At 36.2% G+C, this 246-nt stretch carries 1 protein-coding gene; it reads left to right on the forward strand.

Annotation, left to right across the window (positions count from 1 at the left end):
* A partial coding sequence (locus E1171_RS00040) for a phospholipase effector Tle1 domain-containing protein (RefSeq protein ID WP_187696066.1) occupies positions 1-246 on the forward strand: 246 nt, incomplete at both ends.

Below are 246 nucleotides of genomic sequence, written 5' to 3' on the forward strand. Positions count from 1 at the left end.
CCCCATTTTATTGGCGTATGGGATACGGTATCCACCCTCGGATATTTTTATGGAAAACGTTTCTTTGATGAAACACTAAATCCAGATATTAAATTTGCTTATCAGGCCATCTCCATAGATGAAAGCAGAAAAAAATTTCTTCCTAGTATATGGAGAGAAAATAAAAAAGTTCAGGGACAACTAATAGAACAAGTTTGGTTTTCTGGTTCACATTCAGATGTAGGTGGTTGGTATGATGAGAGAGGA

Origin of the sequence: Xanthovirga aplysinae (assembly GCF_009711365.1) — a bacterium.
In the GTDB taxonomy this organism is placed as follows: Bacteria; Bacteroidota; Bacteroidia; order Cytophagales; family Cyclobacteriaceae; genus Xanthovirga; species Xanthovirga aplysinae.